This window comes from Paenibacillus sp. FSL K6-1122 (assembly GCF_037977015.1).
In the GTDB taxonomy this organism is placed as follows: Bacteria; Bacillota; Bacilli; order Paenibacillales; family Paenibacillaceae; genus Paenibacillus; species Paenibacillus amylolyticus.
Genome location: NZ_CP150272.1, coordinates 129,633 through 150,414, shown reverse-complemented (window position 1 = coordinate 150,414; position 20,782 = coordinate 129,633). Strand labels below are relative to the sequence as shown.

At 47.4% G+C, this 20,782-nt stretch carries 14 protein-coding genes, 10 tRNA genes, 3 rRNA genes and 1 other RNA gene; all 28 read right to left on the bottom strand.

Translation table 11 applies throughout. The features are described 5' to 3' along the window. Window positions 1–25 precede the first annotated feature (25 nt). On the bottom strand, window positions 26–964 hold the full coding sequence (gene hprK, locus NSQ20_RS00740; protein WP_017691278.1) for an HPr(Ser) kinase/phosphatase: 939 nt from the start codon (window positions 962–964) through the stop codon (window positions 26–28). Between the two features lie 418 nt (window positions 965–1,382). After that, a complete protein-coding gene (ugpC, locus tag NSQ20_RS00735; protein WP_017691279.1) occupies window positions 1,383–2,510 on the bottom strand; it encodes a sn-glycerol-3-phosphate ABC transporter ATP-binding protein UgpC in 1,128 nt (375 codons plus the stop codon). A 103-nt stretch (window positions 2,511–2,613) separates the two neighbouring features. Further along, window positions 2,614–3,807 (bottom strand): helix-turn-helix domain-containing protein, encoded by a 1,194-nt coding sequence (locus NSQ20_RS00730; RefSeq protein ID WP_340031595.1) that lies wholly within the window; start codon window positions 3,805–3,807, stop codon window positions 2,614–2,616. Between the two features lie 144 nt (window positions 3,808–3,951). Further along, window positions 3,952–4,024: transfer RNA gene (locus NSQ20_RS00725), tRNA-Lys, on the bottom strand. A 7-nt stretch (window positions 4,025–4,031) separates the two neighbouring features. After that, window positions 4,032–4,117: transfer RNA gene (locus tag NSQ20_RS00720), tRNA-Tyr, on the bottom strand. A 12-nt stretch (window positions 4,118–4,129) separates the two neighbouring features. After that, window positions 4,130–4,202 (bottom strand) — tRNA-Phe (locus tag NSQ20_RS00715). Window positions 4,203–4,223: 21 nt separating this feature from the next. After that, window positions 4,224–4,301, bottom strand: a tRNA-Asp gene (locus NSQ20_RS00710). A 9-nt stretch (window positions 4,302–4,310) separates the two neighbouring features. Beyond that, a tRNA-Thr gene (locus NSQ20_RS00705) sits at window positions 4,311–4,386 on the bottom strand. Between the two features lie 5 nt (window positions 4,387–4,391). Then, window positions 4,392–4,467 (bottom strand) — tRNA-Val (locus tag NSQ20_RS00700). Between the two features lie 9 nt (window positions 4,468–4,476). Continuing rightward, window positions 4,477–4,553 (bottom strand) — tRNA-Met (locus tag NSQ20_RS00695). 43 nt (window positions 4,554–4,596) lie between these two features. After that, window positions 4,597–4,688: transfer RNA gene (locus NSQ20_RS00690), tRNA-Ser, on the bottom strand. 81 nt (window positions 4,689–4,769) lie between these two features. Continuing rightward, window positions 4,770–7,695 (bottom strand): 23S ribosomal RNA (locus NSQ20_RS00685). Between the two features lie 208 nt (window positions 7,696–7,903). Then, window positions 7,904–7,979 (bottom strand) — tRNA-Ala (locus NSQ20_RS00680). 22 nt (window positions 7,980–8,001) lie between these two features. Beyond that, window positions 8,002–8,078 (bottom strand) — tRNA-Ile (locus tag NSQ20_RS00675). Window positions 8,079–8,114: 36 nt separating this feature from the next. After that, window positions 8,115–8,231: ribosomal RNA gene (rrf, locus tag NSQ20_RS00670) — 5S ribosomal RNA — on the bottom strand. Window positions 8,232–8,337: 106 nt separating this feature from the next. Next, window positions 8,338–9,890 (bottom strand): 16S ribosomal RNA (locus NSQ20_RS00665). The 16S, 23S and 5S rRNA genes sit together here with 10 tRNA genes alongside, the layout of an rRNA operon. 348 nt (window positions 9,891–10,238) lie before the next feature. Continuing rightward, on the bottom strand, window positions 10,239–10,508 hold the full coding sequence (locus tag NSQ20_RS00660; RefSeq protein WP_036607241.1) for a pro-sigmaK processing inhibitor BofA family protein: 270 nt from the start codon (window positions 10,506–10,508) through the stop codon (window positions 10,239–10,241). Window positions 10,509–10,542: 34 nt separating this feature from the next. Further along, complete coding sequence (locus NSQ20_RS00655; RefSeq protein WP_036607244.1) at window positions 10,543–10,818, bottom strand: DUF2508 family protein; 276 nt, start codon at window positions 10,816–10,818, stop codon at window positions 10,543–10,545. A 184-nt stretch (window positions 10,819–11,002) separates the two neighbouring features. Continuing rightward, entirely contained in the window at window positions 11,003–11,602 is a 600-nt protein-coding gene (gene recR, locus NSQ20_RS00650; RefSeq protein WP_036607246.1) for a recombination mediator RecR, read from the bottom strand. Between the two features lie 36 nt (window positions 11,603–11,638). Then, window positions 11,639–11,950 carry a YbaB/EbfC family nucleoid-associated protein gene (locus NSQ20_RS00645; RefSeq protein WP_036607248.1) on the bottom strand — a complete coding sequence of 104 codons (312 nt, stop codon included), beginning with the start codon at window positions 11,948–11,950 and terminating at the stop codon, window positions 11,639–11,641. Between the two features lie 41 nt (window positions 11,951–11,991). Beyond that, window positions 11,992–13,737, bottom strand: coding sequence for a DNA polymerase III subunit gamma/tau (dnaX, locus tag NSQ20_RS00640; RefSeq protein WP_036607251.1), 1,746 nt, complete (start codon window positions 13,735–13,737; stop codon window positions 11,992–11,994). Window positions 13,738–13,911: 174 nt separating this feature from the next. Then, window positions 13,912–14,179, bottom strand: an RNA gene (gene ffs / locus NSQ20_RS00635) — signal recognition particle sRNA large type. Between the two features lie 147 nt (window positions 14,180–14,326). Then, window positions 14,327–14,524: a 50S ribosomal protein L31 gene (gene rpmE, locus NSQ20_RS00630; RefSeq protein WP_036607255.1), complete on the bottom strand. Its 198-nt coding sequence runs from the start codon at window positions 14,522–14,524 to the stop codon at window positions 14,327–14,329. Between the two features lie 102 nt (window positions 14,525–14,626). Next, entirely contained in the window at window positions 14,627–15,901 is a 1,275-nt protein-coding gene (locus tag NSQ20_RS00625; RefSeq protein ID WP_340031592.1) for a radical SAM protein, read from the bottom strand. Between the two features lie 97 nt (window positions 15,902–15,998). Then, complete coding sequence (gene rho / locus NSQ20_RS00620; RefSeq protein WP_036607258.1) at window positions 15,999–17,324, bottom strand: transcription termination factor Rho; 1,326 nt, start codon at window positions 17,322–17,324, stop codon at window positions 15,999–16,001. 465 nt (window positions 17,325–17,789) lie between these two features. After that, window positions 17,790–19,043 (bottom strand): UDP-N-acetylglucosamine 1-carboxyvinyltransferase, encoded by a 1,254-nt coding sequence (locus NSQ20_RS00615; protein ID WP_036607261.1) that lies wholly within the window; start codon window positions 19,041–19,043, stop codon window positions 17,790–17,792. 147 nt (window positions 19,044–19,190) lie between these two features. After that, window positions 19,191–20,045 carry a class II fructose-1,6-bisphosphate aldolase gene (fba, locus tag NSQ20_RS00610; protein WP_036607263.1) on the bottom strand — a complete coding sequence of 285 codons (855 nt, stop codon included), beginning with the start codon at window positions 20,043–20,045 and terminating at the stop codon, window positions 19,191–19,193. Between the two features lie 260 nt (window positions 20,046–20,305). Continuing rightward, a complete protein-coding gene (locus NSQ20_RS00605; protein WP_017691292.1) occupies window positions 20,306–20,692 on the bottom strand; it encodes a response regulator in 387 nt (128 codons plus the stop codon). Window positions 20,693–20,782: the final 90 nt, after the last annotated feature.

The following is a 20,782-nucleotide window of genomic DNA, read 5'->3' as shown; positions in this document are numbered from 1 at the left end:
TCAATATCCTTGTACAAAATATTTCTTAATCCATGTCTTCCATATCTTCCGAGATGGTTGCTGTCAGCTTGTTCGTGAATTGCAGCGCAGCATTCAGACCCATCTGTTTAAGGCGATAGTTCATACCTGCCACTTCAATAATAACCGCCAAGTTCCGTCCCGGACGAACAGGGATTGTAACAAGAGGTACATCCGTATCAATGATACGTGTAGTCTCTTCATCCAGACCCAGACGATCATATTGTTTATCCTGCTGCCATGCTTCCAGACGTACAACCAAAGTAATCCGTTTGTTATTCCGAACCGCACCAGCCCCGAACAATGTCATGACGTTGATAATACCGACACCTCGAATCTCGAGCAAGTGGCGGATCAATTCAGGTGCAGTACCGTGCAGCTGAAAATCTGACGTTTGGCGGATCTCTACCGCATCATCGGCAATCAGTCGGTGTCCACGTTTCACCAGTTCAAGCGCTGTTTCACTCTTACCAATACCGCTGCTACCTGTGATCAGCATACCTACGCCATAGACATCACAAAGTACACCGTGAATGGTTGCAGTTGGTGCCAATTTCTTTTCCAGGAATCCCGTGATCCGGCTGGATAGAATCGTAGTAGCCATGTTGCTGCGAAGTACAGCCAGATTCTGCTCTTCACTGATATCAATCAGCTCTTGCGGAACTTCCAGTCCACGCGTGACAACGATACAAGGCGTCTCTTCCGTACAAAGACGTTGCATACGATCGCGCCGCTCTTGCTCAGGTAACATTGCAAAGAAAGCTAACTCCGTTCTTCCAAGCAGCTGTACCCGTTCTTGTGGATGGTATTCAAAATAACCGGCCATTTCCAGACCAGGACGGTTCAGGTCATCTACCGTAATGACTCTTTTCAATCCGTGAGATCCAGAAACAACCTCCAACTGAAATTGCTGCACCAGTTCAGATACTTTCACTTTTTTCGCCATTTGTCTCTTCCTTTCAGCATTAGCTGTCCCTCTATGTACATCAGATCGTGTATCAGTTATTTCCATTATTAGCGCATTCACAACATGGGGTACAGAATGCATACCCTTCCAACAGTCGATTCTCTCAAATAAATGAAGACAGACCTTCAAATAATCTTAAATGAATTCCGGGATGAATGCAATCGCAGCCTCCGACAACCATTAGTAAGAAAAGTCTTCTGATCGAAGCACCTTCTAGGATACTACATTCGTAGTTCAAGGGGTGTTTTTCTTACGATTATTAATCCTTCAACTCTGCCGAAACTTATAAATTCATTAATCTTAAAAAAGCCCCTTCCAGCAATAACGGAAGGGGCTCTCATTACAATGTATAATTGCGTTAACTGTCAGGTTCCATCGTCACCGAGGAATCCCAGTATTATTTGTCTTGAAGAAGTACGTTCACTTCAGTCTCTTTGTCAAAGATATGAACTTTGTTCATGTCGATGGCCATTTTAACTGTGGAACCATCACGAGTGTTAGAACGTCCGTCTACACGTGCGATCGTTGTATCATTACCAACACCGCTCAAGTAGAGGAGCATTTCGTGACCCAGGTTCTCTGTAACATCTACGTGTGTAGAGAATACAGAGTTCGGGGATGCTTCCAGGAATACTGGCTCTTCGTGAATGTCTTCTGGACGAACACCCAGAATCACTTCTTTACCAATGTATCCTCTAGATTTCAACACTTGTGCTTTACCTTGCGGGATTTCAACATCCACACCAGGAGCTATGAAATGCATGCTAGTACCTTGCTCAGCGAGTTTACCCGAGATAAAGTTCATTGTCGGGGAACCGATGAAACCAGCTACGAACAGGTTAGCCGGCAGGTTGTACAACTCTTCCGGAGAAGCTGCTTGTTGGATGATACCATCCTTCATAACAACGATCCGATCACCCATCGTCATAGCTTCGATTTGGTCATGCGTTACGTAGATAACAGTTGTTTCCAAACGTTTCGCAAGTTTAGTGATCTCAGCACGCATTTGACCACGCAGTTTGGCATCCAAGTTGGAGAGAGGCTCATCCATCAAGAACACTTGTGGATCTCGGACAATCGCACGTCCCAAAGCGACACGTTGACGTTGACCACCGGACAATGCCTTAGGTTTACGCTCAAGCAAATGTTCGATATCCAGGATTTTAGCTGCTTCACGTACACGTTTGTCGATCTCATCTTTTTTAACCTTACGCAATTTCAAACCAAACGCCATGTTTTGATATACGCTCATATGCGGATACAAGGCATAGGATTGGAATACCATCGCGATATCGCGGTCTTTAGGTGCAACATCATTAACGACACGGTCACCGATATAGAGTTTACCTTCAGAAATTTCCTCAAGGCCTGCGATCATACGAAGTGTTGTTGATTTACCACAACCGGACGGACCTACCAGTACCAGAAATTCTTTATCTTTAATGTCCAGGTTAATGTCAACTACAGTTGCTTTATCAGAACCCGGGTATTTTTTGAAAATATGCTCTAAACGTACTCCAGCCATGATTGTTGCCTCCTCAGAGATCATTTTGTAATCGAATACAATTTGTATTTTTATAATACCCTATCTACGTGAGGTTTGACTATCCGCAAACTGCACAAAAATATCAATGCTTTTTCGTCACTTTGTACATTAGTAGTAAAAACTGCACTAGAACAGCACTTTCGAAGTGCCTCACATCGTAACCAATCTCCTGTTTTATCTTGTCCAGACGATAAACCAACGTATTACGATGAATGAAAAGTCGTTTCGCTGTCTCGCTGACATTACAGTCCAGGCTAAAAAAGGTCTCCAGCGTAGCAAGTGTCTCACTGTCATTGAAGATTACCGTGTCTTTACCAGTTTCCTTTATAAAACGTATACGTTGATCATCTGGAATGCTCGCTACCAACCGCTCCAGGTGAAGATCCCATGGGAGATGAATATGCTGCGTAACATGGAATGCTCTCCCTAAGTGAACACTTTCTTTAAGAAGAACTGTGACCGATACAAGTTGTTGCGCAGGAATGCATGGCAGAGATGCAGACAGATGGAACACTCCAGCCCACTCACTGGCAACCAATTCATGTAACCCCAGACAAAAAGCGTTCAGTGAATCCTTTTTGGCTTCCGTTGTATCTTCCTCGGCTTCTTCTGTAACAATTTCTTTATCACCCATGAAAATCCACTCTTGCTCCCCCAAAGGAATCAAGACTATCTCCTCGCCAAAGTAACTCTCAAGCAACTTGTTGAGTTCCTTGGATCGTAAACGATGTGCATCCGGTGTATCCCCTTGCAGCAAGAAGAGAATCTTCTCAGCATTTAATCCTGCGGGCACCACAAAGCGATCAGGAACCGCTTCAAATTCCTGCTTGGTTGGTTCTTCGATCTGCTCTTTAAGCCAGAGACCCAATTCAGTCAAATACTGCTCCCTATCATTCTCATATACAACAGGTTGTACCTCATCGGGTAGAGCCGTGTTAGTACGGATCAAAAGCTCAATCAATTGTCGTGTCTCCACGGTAATAGATTTTGCAGGGCATCCCCAACACACGACAGTCTCTTCTTGCTCATTCATCCGAACCTTAAAAAATATACGCTTTCCCGTTTTCAAACTGATCACATCGGATGAAATTGGAGATGCAGATTGATCAGATAACTCCTGACGCTCACCTTCATCACCAAAGGTCTCTGAATTTTCATGATTACCAACTAGATTGGCAACAGATTGCATCCATTCTTCTATTGTAATTTCATATTCGTCTAAAGTTGTGCCTATAATGACTTCAATTTGCTGTTTTAGATCAGGTATGAGCTTCATATAATGAACGTCACCACTCTGCATGTTTTCTATTAGTTTATCATATCTTGCCCAGCATTAATAAATATCCATATTGAGCTAAAATTACATAACAAAAAAAGAGCAACTAATCAAATTAATGATTAATCACTCTTTTCTTAAAGATGAGTCATGAAGGGCTCGAACCTTCGACACCCTGATTAAAAGTCAGGTGCTCTACCAACTGAGCTAATGACTCATAAAACTGGTGGAGGATGATGGATTCGAACCACCGAACCCGTACGGGAGCAGATTTACAGTCTGATGCGTTTGGCCACTTCGCTAATCCTCCAGGGATTAAAGGTGGCTCGGGACGGAATCGAACCGCCGACACGAGGATTTTCAGTCCTCTGCTCTACCGACTGAGCTACCGAGCCATATTTAATTTTTAGGATTAATGGCGGAACCGACGGGATTCGAACCCGCGATCTCCTGCGTGACAGGCAGGCATGTTAGGCCAACTACACCACGGTTCCAGGCATTAATGGTGCCGGCGAGAGGACTTGAACCCCCAACCTACTGATTACAAGTCAGTTGCTCTACCAGTTGAGCTACACCGGCGTATATGGTGGAGGCTGAGGGGATCGAACCCCCGACCCTCTGCTTGTAAGGCAGATGCTCTCCCAGCTGAGCTAAGCCTCCTGGGTAATATGGTAGCGGCGGAGGGGATCGAACCCCCGACCTTACGGGTATGAACCGTACGCTCTAGCCAGCTGAGCTACACCGCCATATTATTTGTGTCTTGATTGCTTGTCCATCTTTAGGTAAAGATGGCGGAGAGAGAGGGATTCGAACCCTCGCACCGCTTACGCAGTCTAACCCCTTAGCAGAGGGTCCCCTTATAGCCACTTGGGTATCTCTCCAAATAACAATCATCAACATCATTCAAGGATTGCTCCCTGAAAACTAGATTCGAAACGAAACATGCGATTTAGAACTTGCTATTGGATAAGCCCTCGACCGATTAGTACTGGTCAGCTCCATGCATTGCTGCACTTCCACCCCCAGCCTATCTACCTCGTCGTCTTCAAGGGGTCTTACATACTGGGAAATCTCATCTTGAGGGGGGCTTCACGCTTAGATGCTTTCAGCGTTTATCCCGTCCGTACATAGCTACCCAGCGGTGCTCCTGGCGGAACAACTGGTACACCAGCGGTACGTCCATCCCGGTCCTCTCGTACTAAGGACAGCTCCTCTCAAATTTCCTACGCCCACGACAGATAGGGACCGAACTGTCTCACGACGTTCTGAACCCAGCTCGCGTACCGCTTTAATGGGCGAACAGCCCAACCCTTGGGACCTACTTCAGCCCCAGGATGCGATGAGCCGACATCGAGGTGCCAAACCTCCCCGTCGATGTGGACTCTTGGGGGAGATAAGCCTGTTATCCCCAGGGTAGCTTTTATCCGTTGAGCGATGGCCCTTCCATGCGGTACCACCGGATCACTAAGCCCGACTTTCGTCCCTGCTCGACTTGTAGGTCTCGCAGTCAAGCTCCCTTATGCCTTTGCACTCTTCGAATGATTTCCAACCATTCTGAGGGAACCTTTGGGCGCCTCCGTTACTCTTTAGGAGGCGACCGCCCCAGTCAAACTGCCCACCTGACACTGTCCCCGCACCGGATTACGGTACCAGGTTAGAACCTAGATACGATCAGGGTGGTATCCCAACGTTGCCTCCACGCAAGCTGGCGCTCACGTTTCAAAGGCTCCCACCTATCCTGTACAGATCGTACCCAAATTCAATATCAAGCTGCAGTAAAGCTCCATGGGGTCTTTCCGTCTTGTCGCGGGTAACCTGCATCTTCACAGGTATTAAAATTTCACCGGATCTCTCGTTGAGACAGCGCCCAAGTCGTTACGCCATTCGTGCGGGTCAGAATTTACCTGACAAGGAATTTCGCTACCTTAGGACCGTTATAGTTACGGCCGCCGTTTACTGGGGCTTCGGTTCACAGCTTCGGATTGCTCCTAACCACTCCCCTTAACCTTCCAGCACCGGGCAGGCGTCAGCCCGTATACTTCGCCTTACGGCTTCGCACAGACCTGTGTTTTTGCTAAACAGTCGCTTGGGCCTTTTCACTGCGGCCCCCTCGTGCTATTCACACTACCGGGGCACCCCTTCTCCCGAAGTTACGGGGTCATTTTGCCGAGTTCCTTAACGAGAGTTCTTCCGCGCGCCTTAGAATACTCTTCTCGCCTACCTGTGTCGGTTTGCGGTACGGGCACCATCACCTGGCTAGAGGCTTTTCTTGGCAGTGTGAGATCATGACCTTCGCTACTATAATTTTCGCTCCCCATCACAGCTCAGCCTTACAATGTGCGGATTTGCCTACACATCAGCCTTACTGCTTAGACGGACATCCATCAGTCCGCGTCACTACCCTACTGCGTCCCCCCATTGCTCATAACGGCTTACGGTGGTACAGGAATTTCGACCTGTTGTCCTTCGACTACGCCTTTCGGCCTCGCCTTAGGTCCCGACTTACCCTGAGCGGACGAGCCTTCCTCAGGAACCCTTAGGCTTTCGGCGGATCAGATTCTCACTGATCTTTTCGTTACTCATACCGGCATTCTCACTTGTATAATGTCCAGCGCTCCTTACGGTACACCTTCAACCCTTATACAACGCTCCCCTACCCCTGATGCAAAGCATCAAGCCATAGCTTCGGTGGTGTGTTTAGCCCCGTTACATTTTCGGCGCAGAGTCACTCGACCAGTGAGCTATTACGCACTCTTTCAATGATGGCTGCTTCTAAGCCAACATCCTGGTTGTCTGTGCAACTCCACATCCTTTCCCACTTAACACACACTTGGGGACCTTAGCTGATGGTCTGGGCTGTTTCCCTTTTGACAATGGATCTTAGCACTCACTGTCTGACTCCCGGAAGTAAGTCTATGGCATTCGGAGTTTGACTGAGCTTGGTAACCCTTGCGGGCCCCGCACCCAATCAGTGCTCTACCTCCACGACTCTGTTTTCCGAGGCTAGCCCTAAAGCTATTTCGGGGAGAACCAGCTATCTCCGAGTTCGATTGGAATTTCTCCGCTACCCCCACCTCATCCCCGCATTTTTCAACATGCGTGGGTTCGGGCCTCCAGTGCGTGTTACCGCACCTTCACCCTGGACAGGGGTAGATCACCCGGTTTCGGGTCTACGTCCACGTACTAAGTCGCCCTATTCAGACTCGCTTTCGCTGCGGCTCCGGCTCTTCACCTTAACCTTGCACGGGAACGTAACTCGCCGGTTCATTCTACAAAAGGCACGCCATCACCCCTAAAACGGGCTCTGACTTTTTGTAAGCACACGGTTTCAGGTTCTATTTCACTCCCCTTCCGGGGTGCTTTTCACCTTTCCCTCACGGTACTGCTTCACTATCGGTCGCTAGGAAGTATTTAGCCTTGGCAGATGGTCCTGCCGGATTCATACGGGGTTTCACGTGCCCCGCACTACTCGGGATCCGTCTCGGAGGGAACCAACTTTCAACTACAGGGCTTTTACCTTCTTTGGCGGGCCTTTCCAGACCTCTTCGCTTAACCGGTTCCTTTGTAACTCCATGTGAGACGTCCCACAACCCCAAAGAGCAAGCTCTTTGGTTTGGGCTTCTCCGCGTTCGCTCGCCGCTACTGACGGAATCACTATTGTTTTCTCTTCCTCAGGGTACTTAGATGTTTCAGTTCCCCTGGTATGCCTCTACACAACCTATGTATTCAGTTGTGAGTAACTGGAAATTACCCCAGCTGGGTTTCCCCATTCGGACACCCCCGGATCAAAGCTTGCTTACAGCTCCCCGAGGCAGTTTCGTTGTTCGCCACGTCCTTCATCGGCTCCTAGCGCCTAGGCATCCTCCGTGTGCTCTTAGTAGCTTAACCATTTTGTTCCGGTTTCGGTCGCTCGCTTCCCTTGTTTTGCTTGCGCAAAGCCAAAAGTCGCTCTCACCCGATACCATCACAAAAGCAATTTGACTACCGTTTTTATTAAAACTTGTTTAACACAAGTTCAGCTAAAAAGGAATGTTCTAATTCGCGTTTGTTTCGTTTCGATATCTAGTTTTCAAAGAACAAACTTGTAAGACTTTTTTGGTGGAGCCAAGCGGGATCGAACCGCTGACCTCCTGCTTGCAAGGCAGGCGCTCTCCCAGCTGAGCTATGGCCCCATATAAAGTTTAAAGGTATAGATGGTGGGCCCTGGTGGACTCGAACCACCGGCCTCACCCTTATCAGAGGTGCGCTCTAACCAACTGAGCTAAGGGCCCACATTACATATACTATTTGAACCCAAAATGGGTTACGCTTGGCGGCGTTCTACTCTCCCAGGACCCTGCGGTCCAAGTACCATCGACGCTGAAGGGCTTAACGGTCGTGTTCGGGATGGGAACGTGTGGAACCCCTTCGCTATCGCCACCAAACGTTTGAGAGTTTAAGCTCTCAAAACTGAGCAACGAGTGAGTAACTAGCCGACCTGGCTAGATTTTGTATTTGAATGTTTCCGTTGCAGGAAACGATTCTCCATAGAAAGGAGGTGATCCAGCCGCACCTTCCGATACGGCTACCTTGTTACGACTTCACCCCAATCATCTATCCCACCTTCGGCGGCTGGCTCCTTGCGGTTACCCCACCGACTTCGGGTGTTATAAACTCTCGTGGTGTGACGGGCGGTGTGTACAAGACCCGGGAACGTATTCACCGCGGCATGCTGATCCGCGATTACTAGCAATTCCGACTTCATGCAGGCGAGTTGCAGCCTGCAATCCGAACTGAGACCGGCTTTGTTGGGATTGGCTCCATCTCGCGATTTCGCAGCCCGTTGTACCGGCCATTGTAGTACGTGTGTAGCCCAGGTCATAAGGGGCATGATGATTTGACGTCATCCCCACCTTCCTCCGGTTTGTCACCGGCAGTCTATCTAGAGTGCCCACCCGAAGTGCTGGCAACTAAATATAAGGGTTGCGCTCGTTGCGGGACTTAACCCAACATCTCACGACACGAGCTGACGACAACCATGCACCACCTGTCTTGAATGTTCCGAAGAAAAGGTACATCTCTGCACCGGTCATTCAGATGTCAAGACCTGGTAAGGTTCTTCGCGTTGCTTCGAATTAAACCACATACTCCACTGCTTGTGCGGGTCCCCGTCAATTCCTTTGAGTTTCAGTCTTGCGACCGTACTCCCCAGGCGGAGTGCTTAATGTGTTAACTTCGGCACCAAGGGTATCGAAACCCCTAACACCTAGCACTCATCGTTTACGGCGTGGACTACCAGGGTATCTAATCCTGTTTGCTCCCCACGCTTTCGCGCCTCAGCGTCAGTTACAGCCCAGAGAGTCGCCTTCGCCACTGGTGTTCCTCCACATATCTACGCATTTCACCGCTACACGTGGAATTCCACTCTCCTCTTCTGCACTCAAGTCACCCAGTTTCCAGTGCGATCCGGGGTTGAGCCCCGGGATTAAACACCAGACTTAAATGACCGCCTGCGCGCGCTTTACGCCCAATAATTCCGGACAACGCTTGCCCCCTACGTATTACCGCGGCTGCTGGCACGTAGTTAGCCGGGGCTTTCTTCTCAGGTACCGTCACCTTGAGAGCAGTTACTCTCCCAAGCGTTCTTCCCTGGCAACAGAGCTTTACGATCCGAAAACCTTCATCACTCACGCGGCATTGCTCCGTCAGGCTTTCGCCCATTGCGGAAGATTCCCTACTGCTGCCTCCCGTAGGAGTCTGGGCCGTGTCTCAGTCCCAGTGTGGCCGATCACCCTCTCAGGTCGGCTACGCATCGTCGCCTTGGTGAGCCGTTACCTCACCAACTAGCTAATGCGCCGCAGGCCCATCCCCAAGTGACAGATTGCTCCGTCTTTCCAGTTTCCTTCAGGCGAAGAAAACAATTATTCGGTATTAGCTACCGTTTCCGGTAGTTGTCCCAAACTTGAGGGCAGGTTGCCTACGTGTTACTCACCCGTCCGCCGCTAACCATCCGAGAAGCAAGCTTCTCTTCAAGTCCGCTCGACTTGCATGTATTAGGCATGCCGCCAGCGTTCGTCCTGAGCCAGGATCAAACTCTCCAATAAAGTATTGAAAAGAGCGATAAGCTCATTTTGAATCTGACGAGATTAAAAATCTCATTTGTGCTCCAGTCGATCCAAGCCAAGGCTTGTCTCAAACTTTCGCGTTCATTCTGCAAGCAGAATGTTTACTCACTCGTTGTTCAGTTTTCAAAGATCAAACTCGTTTTTTCGTCACCATTTTCTCTCAGCGGCGACTTTTATAATATATCATACTTCGTTTGTTTTGGTCAAGTGTTTTTTTGAAATTATTTTTCGAAGTTCGCAATGAACTCCTTCATTTCATCTAAAGCATCTAACCAAGCAAGCAAAGCAACGAGATATAATGTACCATATAAATATCCTGCGAGTCAACTATCCGAACAAAGAAATTTTCAACCCTAATAATAGCCCCACACCTGGCAATCCCAAAACAGTTACCGTCCCTATCGTTGCAGGGTTCAGCGGGATGTAGGTCCCTGTAATCCAGCCGGAATAATTCACGATATATATCCCTACTGCAGCCAGCACCAGATGAATTCCAAATGACGTGAAAAACGATAACCCTATCCGCTTTCTGAATAAAATAACGATAAGCCCCAGTAACGATATAACCAATACACTTCCCAGTATAATACTCTTCATATGTTTCACCTCCGTGTTTAATGTAAACGTGACTCTACATACTAACCCCTCGCTGTGATGTAACATCATCATTAGCTCTGGCTCGCTTTGCTCTTCTCAAGTGGATCTGGTACTTCCGCTCAGCTGCCTCCAATACATAAATAGCATAATCAATCTCATCCTGTCCCTGTGCATCTTCAAACTGTCTCATAGCCCGTTCCCATTCCTGCTTAGCCATCTGAATATCTGCATAGATCTGATCCGCCTCAAGTTCCTTCAACATTCTGTTGTGTTTCTCTACCGAGTTCCGTGTGTTTCGCCACAAAAACATAATCTCTCCCCCTCCTGATCAGCACAGCATATTCTCATACTTATCAGGGAAAGGACAAACTTAGAACTCGGACATTCATTTTTTCCATAAAAAAAGAGAGCCCTAAGGCTCTCTTTGCATATCGAAACTTATTTAGCATCCGAAGTTTCCAAGGAAGTCCGCTGCGTAATACAAATCGATCACACTAACGCATCTCCCTGCGACCTTCCAACGCTTTGGAAAGGGTCACTTCATCCGCATACTCAAGATCGCCACCTACAGGCAATCCATGCGCAATACGAGTCACACTGATCTCAAACGGACGCACCAACCGGGAGATATACATCGCTGTAGCCTCACCCTCAATGTTGGGGTTCGTTGCCAAGATGATCTCTTTTATACGTTCATCACTTAATCGAACCAGGAGTTCCTTCAAACGAATATCGTCTGGGCCAATTCCCTCCATAGGTGAAATCGCGCCCTGTAACACATGATAGTACCCATCGAATTCCTTGGTGCGCTCCATGGCCACCAGATCTTTCGAATCCTGAACTACACAGATAACAGATACATCCCTGGACTTATCCTGACAGATGCGACATGGGTCCGTATCAGTAATATTACAACATACAGAACAGTAATGAAGATTACGCTTCACACTAACGAGCGCTTTGGCAAAATCGATAACGTCATCTTCCTTCATGTTAAGCACATGAAAAGCTAAACGCGCTGCCGTCTTGGGACCCACACCCGGCAACCGGGTGAAGGCATCAATCAGCTTGGCTATTGGTTCGGGATAATACAATCGATTGTGTCTCCTTTGACAGGATCAATTTTTTAATTAAAATAATCCCGGAATATTCATGCCGCCTGTGAACTTGCCCATATCCTTGTTGGCAATCTCATCGGCTTTGGCCATAGCATCATTAACAGCTGTCATAACGAGATCCTGCAACATTTCAACATCTTCCGGATCTACCGCTTCAGGTTTGATCGTGATAGCAAGCAATTTCTTGTGTCCGTTAACTTCAGCCGTCACTACACCGCCACCAGAAGTACCTTGGACTGTTTTGTCCGCCAGTTCCTCTTGTGCTTTCAGCATTTGCTCCTGCATTTTCTTCACTTGTTTCATCATTTGGTTCATGTTGTTCATAATTGTTCATCTCCTTTGTTATGGTTATCGCGCTATGCGCATTATTCTTTGATCACTACAAGATCCTCACCAAAGAGCTGGATGGCTTCATCAATCCAAGGCTGTTTGTTGCCTGAACCGCCGTCTTCATGCTCAGGTTCAAGCTTAAAGTCCTCCTTTGGCGCTTCAGAAGCTCCCTCCATTGCTCCGGTCCAATCTTTGAGCATCATCGTCACCAATCGTGCCGAACGCCCAAGATGTTCCGACAACACCCGCTCAATGACTTCGCGGTTAGCCTGCTTCTCCGTCGTTTCACGGTGAATATTGTTTTTAAAAGCAACCAACACATTGTCTTCAAGCAATGATACCGGCTCACCATCCACAAACCAGGCGTGAACGGTAACCCGCTCTTCCTTCACTCGTTGCAGGATCTGACTCCATTTTTTGCTGATCTCTGCGAACTCAGGGGCTCCCTTGCGCGCAACATACTGATCCAACTGTGCAGGAAGCTTCGCAGGTGAATTGCCTCTCGATACCGGCGCTCTTGTTGCCGGGCGAGATGGAGCACTCGATGAACCTTCTCCACCAGACAAACCACTTTTCAGTGCACGATCCAACTTCTTCTCCAACTCAGCAAGCTGCTGCTTCAAGCGGTTGATCTCTCCCCCATCAGCAGGTGCTGCATGAGCTGAAGCTCCCACCTGAACAGAAGCCTCACCTTGAGCTGGAATACTACACAGTTTAAGCAATGCAACTTCAAATAATGTCTGTGGTTGTACTGCATATTTCATTTCACTCTGGTACCGATTAAGGGTGTCAATCATGTGGAACAGTTGTTCCTTGGTGAATGACTCCGCCATATCACGGAAAGACTCCGGATTAAGTACCCGGTCCGTCAGTTTATCTGCATCAGGTACCATCTTAATCATAAGCAAATCACGGAAATAATACAGTAAATTCTCCATGCACTTGTCTGCACTCTTTCCTTCATGCATGAAACCTTCAATCATCTGCAAAATATGACCAACATCACCTTTGAGCAGCGAAGCAGCCAGTTTGGCAAATTGCTCTGAAGCAATTCCACCCGTCATGTCCATAACCTGCTGGTACGTTACTCGTCCATCCGTAAATGAAGAGATCTGATCCAGCACACTAAGTGCATCCCTCATTCCACCGTCCGATAAACGGGCAATGTATTGGAGCGCATCCTGGTCAGCTTCCATGCCTTCCTGTTCACAGATCAGTGTAAGTCTCGCTGTCTGCTCTTCCAGGGACACCCGACGAAAATCAAATCGCTGACAGCGCGATATAATGGTAGCCGGAAGGCGGTGCGGTTCCGTTGTTGCCAAAATAAACATCACATGTGGTGGTGGCTCTTCCAATGTTTTGAGCAAAGCATTGAATGCCTCCGTTGTCAGCATGTGCACTTCATCAATAATATAGACTTTCTGCCGGACTTCGGTTGGCGCATATTTAACCTTTTCCCGAAGATCACGTATTTCCTCAACGCCCCGATTGGATGCAGCATCAATCTCTTGCACATCCATCACAGCGCCAGTCGTAATTCTGCGGCAAGCTTCACACTCGTTACAAGGTTCAGGCGCAGGCCCACGTTCGCAGTTCACAGCTTTGGCCAAAATCTTGGCGGCACTTGTCTTTCCCGTTCCTCTGGGCCCGCTAAATAAGTAGGCATGGGAAGTCCGCTGTTCACGAATCGCGTTCTGCAAGGTCTGAATAATATGCTGTTGCCCCACCATATCTTGAAACGACTGGGGACGCCAAGCCCGGTATAACGCGATATGCTCCATGATGCGTTACCTTCCTTCCACTTCGCATTCGAGTCCTTTGTCGTTCCCCTATTATACTATATTCCAGGGTGAATCCAAACTTTATCTGACTCATTCATGCGTGGTTTATTAAGACATATCAAAAAGACCTCTGCATACATACAACTGCAAAGGTCTCTACATTTAAAAGGTAAGCCGTGCACCTGCTATCGATATTTGCGATCCAAGTGGCACCCCTGAACAATAGCTCGGGCTAGGCAACCCTCCGGCACAAGAGTGATCTCACTTATGGCTGCTTCCTTCCGGACCTGACCAGGTTCATGAGTACTCATTGCGGAGGACCCAACCGTCAACACCACGTTTAGGGACCAAACCTCACATCGGCAAAACCTCTAGCAGGAATTCAACCTCGCTATAGCGGATTGCGAGTTACAGGGCACCGCTACCTCCCCATCTAGCACGGTAAGAAATAGTATAACGTAAGGTTATCCAAATTGCAACCAGAGGAACGTGAATGCGATTATGCTTAACATATAACATATAAAAACCCCTGCCAGATCAGCAGGGGTGTGTTGGATGCAATTAGCAGACAACTCCAAGAATTGTCCAATTAGATTCCGTATTTCTTTTTGAAACGATCAACACGGCCGCCAGCATCGATAAACTTCTGTTTACCTGTGAAGAACGGGTGGCACGCGGAGCAAATCTCTACACGAAGTCCGTCTTTAACCGAACCTGTCTCAAAAGTATTCCCGCAAGCGCAAGATACTTGACCAATCGTGTAATTAGGATGAATTGCTTCTTTCATTACCTTTCACCTCTTTCCGCCCTGAGCCTCAAGCGGACCCAGAGTAAATGGCACAACCCTGAGATTATAACACGACCTTGCGCCTGTTGCAATCCATTATTGTTAAGAGGTAATCAACCGTTTTGGACGTGCCATTCCAGCGGGTGGAACATGAGTATACGATCCAATCACAACACCAGGCAACTCGTCTTCAAAGATCTCAATCATCTGCTTCATGCCCAAGATATCACCTTGAGCAGGAGGAATTAATTCCAGATAGCTCTCTGGATCAATATTGAGATTACGCATCTGAATCAAGCGTAGATCGGTTCTTCTTGCAAACTCAATCATCGCCTCAATCTCTTCTTCACGATCTGTTACGCCTGGGAAGATCAGATAGTTAATGGACGTGTATACACCCTGCTGCGCTGCGTATTTCATCGACTTCTCAACATTGACTAAGGTATAACCACGTGGTTTATAGTAAGCGTTATAATGGTCATCCAGTGCACTAATTGTACTTACGCGCATCAGATCCAATCCAGCATCTACAATACCTCTAATGTGATCATTCAGACCGGCATTGGTATTAATGTTGATATACCCCATGTCCGTTACGGAACGCACTTCGCGAATCGCTTCAATAATCAGCTTGGCCTGCGTGGAAGGCTCCCCTTCACAACCTTGTCCAAAACTAATGATGGACTCCGGCGTCTTCAGGTGTTCCAGCATAACCTCCACAATCTCATCCACACGTGGTCGGAAGTTCATACGTGTCTGCGGGGAAACAAAGCCGCTATCATCCGGTTGCTCGGAGATACACCCGAAACAGCCCGCATTGCAAGAATAGGATACCGGCACTCCACCTTCCCAACGATTCAGGAACGTGTTTGATGAAGTTAGACATTCATATCCAAGCGCACAGTTGGATAGATGGGTGTAAAGACGGTTCTCGGGGTATTGCTCCGTCAATCGTTTGACCCCGGAACGCACATCGTCACGATCACAGTTGAGTGGATTCCATTTTTCAGGACTATCCGACTTCGAAGCGGTGACATAGAAACCGCCATCTTTCCAGACTACTGCGGAATAGCCGAATAACGGCAATTTATACTCTTTATCCGTCTTCACATAACCAGGGAGACACAAACGAGTGAATCCCTGTGGAAGCAATGCACCTACAGCCTGTGTGTCTGATGGCATCGGCAGCATCTCACCGGTGTCCGGGTCCATACCAATGGGCCGGGTACTCGGGAGTCCAACCAACGTTGCACCTTCTGGCAGAGGAATCAACTCATCCTCCATAATCTCCACGATCATATCTCCACTGCGGGCAAGCCCGTACAGGGAAGGATGATCAAATACATTACCTTTTTCATCTGCGTATACTAAATACATGATGTTCTCCTCACATCTAATGGGTTAAACCTAACGACGAGTGTATTGTAACATTCACAGCAATGCTGCAAAAAGAAAGTGATTAGTCGAACGACACTTACGTCGATGTACCTGACGTTGCTGTCTGTCTAGGTGAGCGACGAGTTGTTGTTGTACCCGAATTGCTTGTCGGGCTGTTACCAGCCGAATCAAATGCCGCCAAAAACTCTGCATTTGTCTTGCTGTTACGAAGTTTTTTCAGGAATCCTTCAACAAAGTCATGGGAATCATTCATGTTTTTACGAATTGCCCAGATTGTATCCAACTCTTCCTTGCTAAGCAACACTTCTTCACGACGTGTACCCGAACGACGAATGTCGATCGCCGGGAATATGCGGCGTTCTGCCAGACGACGGTCCAGATGGAGCTCCATGTTACCTGTACCCTTAAACTCTTCATAAATGACGTCATCCATACGTGAACCAGTATCAATTAATGCCGTTGCCAAGATAGTCAGGCTTCCGCCTTCTTCCACATTCCGAGCAGAACCAAAGAAACGTTTCGGACGATGGAATGCAGCTGGGTCAATACCACCACTAAGCGTACGACCGGATGGGGGAATAACCAGGTTATATGCACGGGCAAGACGTGTAATGCTATCCAGCAGGATAACAACATCTTTTTTGGCCTCAACCAGACGAAGCGCACGCTCAAGCACCAATTCCGCCACCTTGATATGATTCTCAGGCAGTTCATCAAATGTCGAAGCCACAACTTCCCCTTTTACCGAACGCGACATATCCGTTACTTCCTCTGGACGTTCATCAATCAACAGGACAAACAGTTCAATTTCAGGATTGTTAGTTGAGATGCTGTTGGCAATTTCTTTGAGGAGAAGCGTTTTACCCGCTTTGGGAGGTGCTACGATCAATCCGCGCTGTCCCAATCCTACCGGGGCGAGCACATCCATAATGCGTGTGGACAAATGGTTGGGGGATGTTTCGAGAACCAGTTTTTTCTGCGGATACAGTGGGGTTAGTGCCGGGAAGTGAAGTCGCTCTGCAGCCGCCGATGGATTCTCACCATTTACAGCGTTGACTTGCAACAAACCGAAGTATCTCTCGTTTTCCTTAGGCGTTCTACACTTACCAGATACGAGGTCACCTGTTCTTAGGTCAAACTTGCGAATCTGAGAAGCTGAGATGTAGATGTCTTCCGTACTTGGCAAGTAGTTGATAGGTCTTAAGAATCCGTAACCTTCAGGTAAAATCTCGAGTACGCCTTGCATGAACATCAGGCCACTCTGTTCAGCTTGTGCACGTAGTATAGCAAAGATTAATTCTTTCTTTTTTAACGTACCATAGTAAGGTATCTGATATTTTTTGGCCAGTTTGTAGAGGTCCGTTAGTTTCATTTCTTCCAAATCGGAAATTTGTAGATCCATATAATAACCACCTATTCAATTAATAAGTCCGTGTGAAATGGATAGTTTCGCTAGATGTTCCGGCTATAGAGAGTGGCGTCTGCCACAATCCCTTCTGTCCATTGTACGGAATGTAACCGTTATAATGCAAATACTTGTCTTTGAGTGTAAGTTTCCGGGTGGGATGGCCAACATTCGGCAAGATCCGCTATTGAGTGAACGATGCATTGAGGCGATCAATCCGGATAGACCGGCTATGGAGCGCAGTTCAAACAAAACCGGGGGTTGGGGATGAGAAATGATGTTCTTACAGCCATATGAAGTTTATTTCAAAAAAAGACCCTCCGGTAAAGGAAACAGAAACATTTCGTCTTATGCCGGAGAGACTGAGAACTCTATTAAAACAGGTTTACCTAATCATCAAAAAGATATGCAGTTCAGTTAAAATAAACATGTGTAGGACTGAATCATGCATAATGCTTCCTATTAATCAGTTTCCCGCCATACATCTGCACCGAGCAGGCGCAGATTAGTCACCAGATGATCATAACCGCGGTCGATATATTCGACCCCCGTTACTTCAGTCACACCTTCACTGACGGTGAGACCTGCAATCACCAGCGCTGCTCCAGCGCGAAGATCGGATGCTTTTACTTTGGCCGCGTTTAATGCACTGCCTTCAATAATCGCTGACCGTCCTTCTACTCGAATCTTTGCACCCATCCGCACTAACTCAGGCACATGCTTGAATCGATTACTGTATACAAAGTCGCTCAGGACGCTCACACCGGTTGCCTGTGTCAAAACACTGGTCATTGGTGACTGTAGATCCGTTGGGAAACCAGGATATACAAGTGCCTTCACGTCCACATGGTTATAGCTTGGTTTACCAATGACACGTATACTTTCATCCAATTCCTCAATGCCAACACCCATTTCTAGCAGCTTTGCCGTTAAAGCTTCCAGATGTTTGGGAATCACATTGTCAATCAGAACATCTCCGCGCGTCGCCGCTGCAGCGATCATATACGTACCTGCTTGGATACGGTCCGGAATGATGGAATGACGGCAGCCTTTAAGCTCCGAGACCCCTTCAATACGGATCGTTTCGGTACCTGCACCCTTGATGCTGGCACCCATGGAATTCAGAAGTGTTGCTACATCTATAATCTCAGGCTCTTTAGCCGCGTTTTCGATAATTGTAGAGCCTTTGGCACGAGTAGCCGCCAGCATGATATTAATGGTTGCGCCGACACTGCTTACATCAAGATAGATTTTTGCTCCCCGCAGCTCTTTGGCATGCAAATGGATGGAGCCATGTTCGTTTGTTACGGTTGCGCCAAGCGCTTCAAACCCTTTGATATGTTGATCAATTGGACGAGGCTCAAAATTACAGCCCCCTGGTAAACCTATGGTCGCTTCTTTGAAACGCCCTAGCAATGCACCCATCATATAATACGAAGCACGAAGCTTCTTCACGGGACCATTCGGCATAGGAATGGATTTGATGTCAGAAGGGTCAATCTTCATCTGACTGCCTTCCCAAGTCACGTGTGCTCCGAGTTCCTCCAAAATTTCTGCATAAACCGCCACGTCACTCAAAAGCGGCAGGTTGTCCAACACGACTTCTGACTCGGCAAGCAATGCTGCAGGAATAAGCGCAATGGCGCTGTTCTTGGCGCCGCTTATAGTTACAGTTCCCTGTAACGGACGTCCGCCACTAATCATCAATTTTTCCATAAAGCTTAATGTCCCCCTACGTGTTTTGCAGCCGATGAACGGCAATACGTGCTGTTGGCTTCCGATGTAGAAATAAGGTGTGAAAATGGAAAGACACCGGCTAGGCGGTGTTTTTCCATTTCACAGTATGGAACTGGTAAAGATAAATTACGCTTTGTTGTTAGAACCAAACTCGCGGATTTTACCTTTAACGGTTTCTTTAATTGCTTCACGGCCTGGTACGATGAATGTACGTGGATCGTAAGCGTCTGGTTTAGCTGCAAGCACTTCACGAACCACTCTTGCAAAAGCAATTTGGTTCTCTGTGTTTACGTTGATTTTGGACGTACCCAGGGAAATGGCTTTGTCGATGTCGTGTTTAGGAATACCTGTACCACCGTGCAATACGAGTGGAACTTGTACCGCGTCACGAACTTCTTCCATTTCTTTGAAGCCCAGGTTAGGCTCGCCATGGTAAGGACCGTGTACGGAACCAAGAGCTGGTGCCAATGTATCGATACCTGTTTCTTTAACGATACGGATACACTCGTTCAGGTCAGCGTACATGATACCGCCAATAACGTCGTCTTCTTGTCCGCCTACAGTACCTACTTCAGCTTCTACAGAAACGCCTTTAGCGTGTGCATATTCAACAACTTTTTTAGTCATTTCGATGTTCTCATCGATAGAGTGGTGGGAACCGTCGATCATTACGGATGTGAATCCAGCGTCGATCGCTTCTTTACACTTGTCGAAGCTTGAACCGTGGTCCAGGTGAATTGCAACTGGAACAGTGATTTTCATGTCGTGGATAAGTCCTTCTACCATTTTAACTACAGTGTAGAAGCCACCAATGTGACGTGCTGCGCCTTCGGATACACCCAAGATTACTGGGGATTTCTCTTCTTCAGCAGCACCAAGAATCGCTTGAGTCCACTCAAGGTTATTGATGTTGTATTGACCAACTGCATATTTTCCTTCAAGTGCTTTGTTCAACATGTCTGTCATAGATACTAATGGCATGGTTTCAATCCTCCTAGGGGTTTGGGTTGTGTCTATGGTTTTTAGCCGAAATCACATACGGGCTTATTATACCACATCCCATGTCAAATACTAAACAAGCATTTGCAAAAATGCTGTGCTTTGCAGCACAGTTTTCATAGACACCGCTTTATAACTTCCCCATTTCCAATATTCCCCGGATGAAGGAGTGAAATACCTCATTTTCCCACCAAGTACCTTCTATGTTCTCCACACGCAAAAAAATCCTGTATCAACAGGATTCAGCTGCATTTATTGGCGGTACCGTTGCGAAGTTGCATATTCACAGCCACTCGCATCTCGTCGATATCAAACGGTTTCGTAAAGTGCATGAGCGCTCCGAGATCCGTGGCTTCCTTAATCATGTCCAGTTCACCATAAGCGGTCATCATGATCACCTTGATACCCGGATCAATTTCTTTAATATGCTTCAGGATTTCCAGACCGTCCATCCCAGGAATCTTCATATCGAGCAATACCAGGTCAGGCTTGTCATTATTCACAATCTCCAGAGCAACCTTGCCGTTGGGTGCTTGAAACGTGTTATACCCCTCACTGCTGAACACTTCCATTAACAGGATTCGAATACCATTCTGGTCATCAACAATCAAAACTTTTTTATCTTCCACTCTGTAACCTCCTAGAATTAGGAAAGCATGCACACCTTCGAATCTGGATAACTATCCCATAGTCGTCATGATAAGTATTCTACCTCTTCC

Coding starts and splice junctions, on each gene's coding strand:
- hprK (WP_017691278.1), bottom strand. CDS start 964: ATGGCGAAAAAAGTGAAAGTATCTGAACTGGTGCAGCAATTTCAGTTG.
- ugpC (WP_017691279.1), bottom strand. CDS start 2,510: ATGGCTGGAGTACGTTTAGAGCATATTTTCAAAAAATACCCGGGTTCT.
- NSQ20_RS00730 (WP_340031595.1), bottom strand. CDS start 3,807: ATGAAGCTCATACCTGATCTAAAACAGCAAATTGAAGTCATTATAGGC.
- NSQ20_RS00660 (WP_036607241.1), bottom strand. CDS start 10,508: ATGAAGAGTATTATACTGGGAAGTGTATTGGTTATATCGTTACTGGGG.
- NSQ20_RS00655 (WP_036607244.1), bottom strand. CDS start 10,818: ATGTTTTTGTGGCGAAACACACGGAACTCGGTAGAGAAACACAACAGA.
- NSQ20_RS00645 (WP_036607248.1), bottom strand. CDS start 11,950: ATGAACAACATGAACCAAATGATGAAACAAGTGAAGAAAATGCAGGAG.
- dnaX (WP_036607251.1), bottom strand. CDS start 13,737: ATGGAGCATATCGCGTTATACCGGGCTTGGCGTCCCCAGTCGTTTCAA.
- rpmE (WP_036607255.1), bottom strand. CDS start 14,524: ATGAAAGAAGCAATTCATCCTAATTACACGATTGGTCAAGTATCTTGC.
- NSQ20_RS00625 (WP_340031592.1), bottom strand. CDS start 15,901: ATGTATTTAGTATACGCAGATGAAAAAGGTAATGTATTTGATCATCCT.
- rho (WP_036607258.1), bottom strand. CDS start 17,324: ATGGATCTACAAATTTCCGATTTGGAAGAAATGAAACTAACGGACCTC.
- NSQ20_RS00615 (WP_036607261.1), bottom strand. CDS start 19,043: ATGGAAAAATTGATGATTAGTGGCGGACGTCCGTTACAGGGAACTGTA.
- fba (WP_036607263.1), bottom strand. CDS start 20,045: ATGCCATTAGTATCTATGACAGACATGTTGAACAAAGCACTTGAAGGA.